Annotated in this window: 4 protein-coding genes; 1 reads left to right on the forward strand and 3 read right to left on the reverse strand. The window is 70.3% G+C overall.

The genetic code is table 11. The features are described 5' to 3' along the window. Positions 1 to 46: 46 nt before the first annotated feature. The 3 genes from AOK15_RS34810 to AOK15_RS34820 form a co-directional block, all read right to left on the reverse strand. On the reverse strand, positions 47 to 1,771 hold the full coding sequence (locus AOK15_RS34810; protein WP_055522297.1) for a BCCT family transporter: 1,725 nt from the start codon (positions 1,769 to 1,771) through the stop codon (positions 47 to 49). 84 nt (positions 1,772 to 1,855) lie between these two features. Continuing rightward, positions 1,856 to 3,124, reverse strand: a complete 1,269-nt coding sequence (locus tag AOK15_RS34815) for a M14 family metallopeptidase (RefSeq protein WP_055522298.1) — start codon at positions 3,122 to 3,124, stop codon at positions 1,856 to 1,858. Beyond that, positions 3,121 to 5,106 (reverse strand): Xaa-Pro dipeptidyl-peptidase, encoded by a 1,986-nt coding sequence (locus AOK15_RS34820; RefSeq protein WP_055522299.1) that lies wholly within the window; start codon positions 5,104 to 5,106, stop codon positions 3,121 to 3,123. Before AOK15_RS34820 ends, AOK15_RS34815 begins: the two co-directional genes overlap by 4 nt. Positions 5,107 to 5,331: 225 nt before the next feature. On the opposite strand from AOK15_RS34820, the gene AOK15_RS34825 reads away from it, so the two are divergent. Further along, on the forward strand, positions 5,332 to 6,767 hold a 1,436-nt coding region (locus AOK15_RS34825), incomplete at its 3' end, for a M1 family metallopeptidase (protein ID WP_055522300.1).

Consider the following 6,767-nt stretch of genomic DNA (forward strand, 5'->3'; position numbering starts at 1 on the left):
GACCGACACCGGGGGCGCCGGGCCGGTCCGGCGCCCCCGGTGTCGGTCATTCCTTGCGGTGTCCGATGGGGTCGCCCTCGATCTCCGTTCCCTGCCCCGGACCGACCCTGATCTCGAACTCGCCGTCGTAGCGCTTGTGGCCCTCGATGACGGCGAGTTCGACGGCCTCGGAGGCCATCTCCTCCCGCACGATCACCGAGTCGCGGCGCAGGTCGCGCATGAGCGCCACACACATGCCGATCATGACCAGGACGAACGGGGCTGCGGCCAGGATCGTGAGGTTCTGCAGGCCGGTGAGGGCGTCGCCCCGGCCGCTGCCGACCATGAGCATGATCGCGGCGACGGCTCCGGTGAGGACGCCCCAGAAGACGACGACGAAGCGCCCCGGTTCGAGAGCGCCGCGCTGGGAGAGCGTGCCCATGACGATGGAGGCGGCGTCGGCGCCGGAGACGAAGAAGATGCCGACCAGGACCATCACCAGCAGACAGGTGACGGTGGCCGCCGGGAACTGGTTGAGGACCGCGAACAGCTGGCCCTCGGGGGTGGACTCGTCGCCGAGTCGGCCCTGGTCCTGGAGCTTCATGGCCGTGCCCCCGAACACCGCGAACCACACGAGGCTCACCGAGCTGGGCACGAGGATGACGCCGCCGATGAACTGGCGGATGGTGCGGCCACGGCTGATGCGCGCGATGAACATGCCGACGAAGGGCGTCCAGGAGATCCACCACGCCCAGTAGAAGACGGTCCAGCTGCTCAGCCAGTCGGCCACGCCCTTGCCGCCGGACGCCTCCGTGCGGCCGGCGAGCTGCGGCAGGTCACCGAGGTAGGAGAAGACCGAGGTGGGCAGGAGGTCGAGGACGAGGATGGTCGGGCCGGCCACGAAGACGAAGAGGAGCAGGGCCAGGGCCAGCACCATGTTGGTGTTGGACAGCCACTGGATGCCCTTCTCCACACCGGACACCGCGGAGGCGACGAAGGCCAGGGTCAGCACGGCGATGATGCCGACGAGCAGCCCGGTGCTCACCTTGTCCATCCAGTCCAGCTCCCGGGCGCCGGAGCCGATCTGGAGCGCTCCGAGGCCGAGGGAGGCCGCCGAGCCGAATATGGTGGCCACGATGGCGAGGATGTCGATGACCCGGCCGCCGGTGCCGTTCGCGTGCTTCTCACCGATCAGCGGGGTGAAGACGGCGCTGATCGTCTGGCGGCGGCGCTTGCGGAAGGTGCTGTAGGCGATGGCGAGACCGACCACCGCGTAGATCGCCCAGGGGTGGAGCGTCCAGTGGAACAGCGTGGTCGCCATCGCCGTCTCCATGCGCTCACCGGCCACCTCCGGGTTGGTGCCCGGAGGTGGCGTGGTGAAGTGCGCGAGGGGCTCGCTGACGCCGTAGAACATCAGACCGATGCCCATGCCGGCGCTGAACATCATGGCGACCCACGACACCGTGCGGAACTCGGGCTTCTCCCCCTCCACGCCGAGGTGGATACGGCCGTAGCGGCTGGCGGCTAGCCACAGGGCGAAGACCACGAAGCAGGAGGCGGCCAGCATGAACGCCCAGCCGCCGTTGTGGATGAGGCCGCTCAGCATCTTGCCGGAGACGCTCTCCAGCGAGTCGGTGGCGAGGGCACCCCAGAGCACGAACGCCAAGGTCAGTGCTGCCGTCACGCCGAACACGACGCGATCGGTTCTGGGCCGCCCGCCGCCGGGGAGACCCGCCTCCGAGCCGGGAAGCAAGCCTCCCCCGTGGTGGGTGGTGGTGTGATCGTGCGTCACAGGTGGAACCTTTCCGCGAGTGGCTGGAACTGAGCTACTCCTGCCCAGCGAGCCCTACCACATGTGAACCCGACCCCTTCTTCTTCAACAGGTGGCGTCGGGTTCTCCCACCGTCAGGTGGTAAGGCGCCCGTTCGTCCAGGAGCAGGGGAACGAGCGCGCGCAGTTGCTGGCGCAACGGAACGAGCACACCGTCGTCGCGGGTACGCGCGCGAACGCCGTGCAGGGCCAGCTCGTCGCCGACCTCCGCGTACTGCCGGGCGGTGAGCCGATAGCCGCAGGGCGGGTCCTGGAGCACCTCGGCGGGTTCGGCGGGGTCGTTGTCGGCACCGCCGAGATACACCGGCCCGGTGTCGCGCAGGCCGGCGAGACGGGCCTCGCGGGTCGCCGCGTCGACCTGGCGGCCCCGCTCCACCGCGAACCCGAACAGGCCCTTCAGGGCCGCGCGTTGGGAGTCCACGCGACGCCGGTTGTTGACCGGCTCGGGGGTGTCCGGCGTCGGCGGTTCGACACGGCTCTCGATGAGCAGGCCCACCGAGTGCTTGACGCCGGACATGTTCCGCAGGATGCGTTCCTGGCCGTCGCCCGCGACCTGCCGGATCGGTTCGCCGGTGACCGGGTCGGTCCAGATGCCGTATGTGCCGGTCGAGTGGCCCGCCGCCCGCGCCTCCGGCCGTACGTGGTCCAGGGACAGGGTGCGCGCCTCGGCGTGGACGGCGGCGTCCGTGTTGAGGTTGCGCGGCCAGAGATCGAACAGGTCTTTGTCGTAGTACGGGGGTGTTGCACCGTATTCGTGCAGGTCATAGACAATGTCTGGTTTGCGATCGCGGACGATCGCGGCGAGTGCCCTGGCCTCCGCGGTCCGCAGGGCCAGATGGTCGCGGTTGATGTCGACGCCGTCGCTGTTGCCGCGGGTGCCGGCGGCCCTGCCGTCGGGATTGGCGGTGGGCACGACGAGCACGGTGGTGGTTTTCAGCAATCGCTCGGCCCGCCGGTCCCCGGGCCGGGCGAGGTCCCGGACGGTGGTGAGGCACGCCTCCCGGCCGGAGGGCTCGTCGCCGTGCTGGCTGCACACGAGGAGCACCGTCCGCGAGGTGGGGCGGGTGCCGATCCGGACGAGGTGGAGCGGGCGGTCCTGCGCGGTGGTGCCGGCGCGGGTGACCGACACCCGGTGGCTCGCCCGGTCCACGGCGGTGAGGAATTCCTCCTCTTCCGGCTGGCTCGTCCACCGGGCTCCGCCCGACTGCTCGAATCCGGTACGCGGCAGGGGCGCGGTGTCCGCCGCGTACGCGGGGGTCGACAGCAGGGGCGCGGCGAGCGCGGTGGCGATCAGCGCGGCGATCCGGGACCTCATGCGCCGTCTCCGGGGAGGCGGGCGGGCCCGCTCGGCTCTCCGACGCCGTCGAGGACGGAGCCCTTCGGTGCGGAGGTGGATCCCTTCGGTGCGGACGCGGCGCCGGCGGTCGCCTTCTTGAAGGCGGCGGGTCCGCCGACCAGCGGCACCTTGGCGTAGGTGCGCTTGAGGTCGAGGGTCAGGGTGGGCTTCGTCGACGGCGGGTCGATGAGCCCCTCGTCGGTGCCCGCGACGATGAGGGCGAGCCGGTGGCCGGCCGGGACGACGTGGTCGCTCGCGTGCAGGTCGAGGGTGAGGGTGTACGGGGTGCCGGGGGTGAGCGGGGTGCCGGTGCCGGAGGAGTGGTTGCCGAGATCGGCCCAGCCACGGCTGAAGATCGTGTAGTCGACGGCGGCGGTCTTCGTCCGGGTCTTCAGGTAGCAGGAGCTGTCACCGGGGGTGCTCGGGCCCCAGCAGGTGCGGTCGGTCAGGGTGGTGATGCCCTCACCGGCGGAGGAGTAGTCGCGGATGGTGTCCGGGCCGAGGTCCACGAGGATCGCCGAGAGGTGGGCGGTCGAGGTGGTGGGCGTGGCGGTGACGGTCACCTTCGCGGAGCCGGACAGCCGCAGGTTCTTGGTGAGCGGGGCGGTGACGAAGCCCGCCTTCTCGGGAGTGGAGCGGCCGATGTGCGCCGCCCAGTCGGTCTCGTTCAGGGTGGGGTTGTCGGTGAAGGTCTCGGTGCCGGGCCTCTTGCGCAGACCGAGGGTGCCGACGCCGGCCAGGGCGCCCTTGCCGGGGCGGAGGGTCGTGGTCTGCGTCGTGCGCGGCGGCCAGGTCTTCGTCGTCACCCACTGGTCGGGGTGGCGTTCGATGTCGGCCATGGGCTCGTCGTCGATGCCGTTGTCGTAGCCGAGGAGTTCGTGGTCGAACCAGCGGTGCAGGGTGTCGACCCAGGCGGCGCGGCGGAAGTCGAAGGGGTCGACGTGGCCGGTCTGGGAGAGCCAGATCTTGCGCTCGACGCCGTGCTTCGCGAGGGCGTCCCACCACTGACCGAAGTGCTTGGGGCGGACGTTGAGGTCCTGCTGGCCGTGGATGACGAAGACGCTGGCGTCGATCTTGCGGACGTCCTTGACGTAGTCGCGCTCGGTCCACAGCGGCGTCCAGTCGCCGGTGCGCGGGGCGCCGTCCACGAGCGCCTGCTGGACGTGGGCGCACTTGGCACGGGCCTCGGGGCTCTCGACGGCGTCGGACAGCCAGTCGGGGCCGGAGTTGTAGAGGGGGGCGCCCTTGGCGAAGTAGTAGTCGTACCAGGAGGAGATGGCGCCGATCGGGACGATGGTCTTCAGGCCCTTGACGCCGGTCGCGGCGACCCCGTTGGCGATGGTGCCGTCGTAGCTCTTGCCGATCATGCCGGTTCTGCCGTTGGTCCAGCCGGCCTTGGCCTTCGTGGAGCCGGTGCGGGTGGTGTACGCCCTCCCCCGGCCGCCCAGCCAGTCGACGACCGCCTTGGCGGACTGGATGTCGGAGCGGCCCCCGACGTCCACGCAGCCGTCGGAGCGGTTGGTCCCGGCGAGGTCGACGGCGACGAAGGCGTAGCCGCGGGGCACGAAGTAGTTGTCGTAGAACAGCGGCATCTGGACGACGTCGCCGTTCGCGTCGTACGTCTTGCGCTGGCTCTCGTTGCCGCGCCCACAGCACGAGTAGTAGGGGCTGGCGTCCATGATCACGGGGATCTTCCGGCCCTGCTGGGCGGGTTCACTCGGGCGGACGATGTCGACGGCGACGCGGTCGTTCCTTCCGTCGCGGTCGCCGTCGAGTCCGGTGTCCACCCAGACGGCCTCGCGGATGGCCTTGTCGTAGGCGTAGACGGGCCGGCTCTTCCGCGGCGTCGCGCTGTCGGCGACCGCCGGGGTGACGAAGGTGGCCATCAGGGCGGCGGACGTGGCGACCGTGGCGAGAGATCTCCAGGTCGAAAGGGGGGTGCGTCGCGCAGATATCGGCATGCGCCGGACGGTACTGCTGTCAACTCCCGTTCAAAAGAGGGCCCGTTGGTGCGCGCGGGAGATCGGCCACGGTGTTGGCCGGAAAGGAGCGTCAAGGGGGGTGACTCATGTCGGCCGAATGGCGATCGTGTGACAGCGGTGGCCATGGACACGGCTGGGCGCACAGAGACTCAATAGGCTCCGCACAAACAAGCGGCACCGTTCACCGACGACTTGGAGTGATTCGTGCACCGCAGACTCATCGCCCCGGGCGCGTTCGTGGCCTCCCTTCTGCTGGCGATCCCGGCTTCGGCGGCCTCCTACGAGCCCGGTGCGCCGGGGATCGGCGACCCCTACTACCCGGCCTACGGCAACGGCGGATACGACGTCTCCCACTACGACCTCCGGCTCAAGTACCAGCCGGGGACGGACCGGTTGGAGGGGACGGCGACCCTGCTGGCCCGGACCACCGAGAACCTGTCCCGCCTCCACCTGGACTTCCTCCTCGACGTGAGTGAGGTACGGGTCAACGGCACCAAGGCGGCCTTCGCCACCTCCGGCGAGCACGAGCTGGAGATCACGCCGAGGAACCCGCTGCCCAAGGGCACGGAGGTCACCGTGGTGGTGCGCTACGCCGGGGTGCCGTCCGCCGAGAAGGCGTACGGATTCACCAGCTGGCTCCGCACCCCGGACGGCGGAGTCGCGGCGGGCGAGCCCGAGGCGGCCTGGTGGTGGTTCCCCAGCAACGACCACCCGCTCGACAAGGCCACGTACGACATGTCGGTCCTCGTCCCGGACGGCACCCAGGCCCTCTCCAACGGCACGCTCCAGTCGACCTCCTCCCGCGCGGGATGGACCCGCTACAACTGGCGCTCCAACAAGCCTCAGGCCACGTATCTCGCCACGCTCGCCGTCGGGAGGTTCGACATCACGACCGGGCGGACCGAGAACGGCATCCCCATCGTCAACGCCTACAGCAAGGACCTCGGCGACGACGCCGGCGCGGCCCGCGCGAGCGTCGAGCGGACCGGCGAGGTCGCGGCCTGGCTGACCGAGTGGTTCGGGCCGTATCCGTACAACGCCCTCGGCGGATATGTGCCCAACACCCCGCAGGTGGGGTACGCCCTGGAGACACAGACCCGCCCGTTCTACAGTCCCCGCCAGTTCGCGAGCGGGTCGAACGTGTCGGTGGTGGTGCACGAGCTGGCCCACCAGTGGTACGGCGACCTCGTCTCCGTCGCCGGGTGGAAGGACATCTGGATCAACGAGGGCTTCGCCCGGTACGCGCAATGGCTGTGGTCCGAGCATGAGAACGAGGGCACGGCGCAGGAGATCGCCGACCATGTGTACGCCTCCCGGGCGGCCGACGATCCCTTCTGGACGGTCAGGCCGGGCGACCCTGGGCCGGAGAACCAGTTCCACATCGCCGTCTACGACCGGGGCGCCCTGGCGTTGCAGGCGCTGCGCAACGAGATCGGGGACGTGGCCTTCTTCGAGATCCTGAAGGGGTGGCCGGCGAAGTACGCGTACGGCAACGCGACGGTGGGCGACTTCGTCGCGTACGCGGAGGAGGTGTCAGGGCGGCGACTGGACGCCCTGCTCGACACGTGGCTGTACCAGCCGACGAAGCCGGGTGCCGCGGCGGCCGAGCGGGTGGGGGTCGCCGCGGCACCCGGCTTCGT

The sequence above is a fragment of the Streptomyces ossamyceticus genome (assembly GCF_001418475.1).
GTDB lineage: Bacteria > Actinomycetota > Actinomycetes > Streptomycetales > Streptomycetaceae > Streptomyces > Streptomyces ossamyceticus.

Coding starts and splice junctions, on each gene's coding strand:
- AOK15_RS34815 (WP_055522298.1), bottom strand. CDS start 3,124: ATGAGGTCCCGGATCGCCGCGCTGATCGCCACCGCGCTCGCCGCGCCC.
- AOK15_RS34820 (WP_055522299.1), bottom strand. CDS start 5,106: ATGCCGATATCTGCGCGACGCACCCCCCTTTCGACCTGGAGATCTCTC.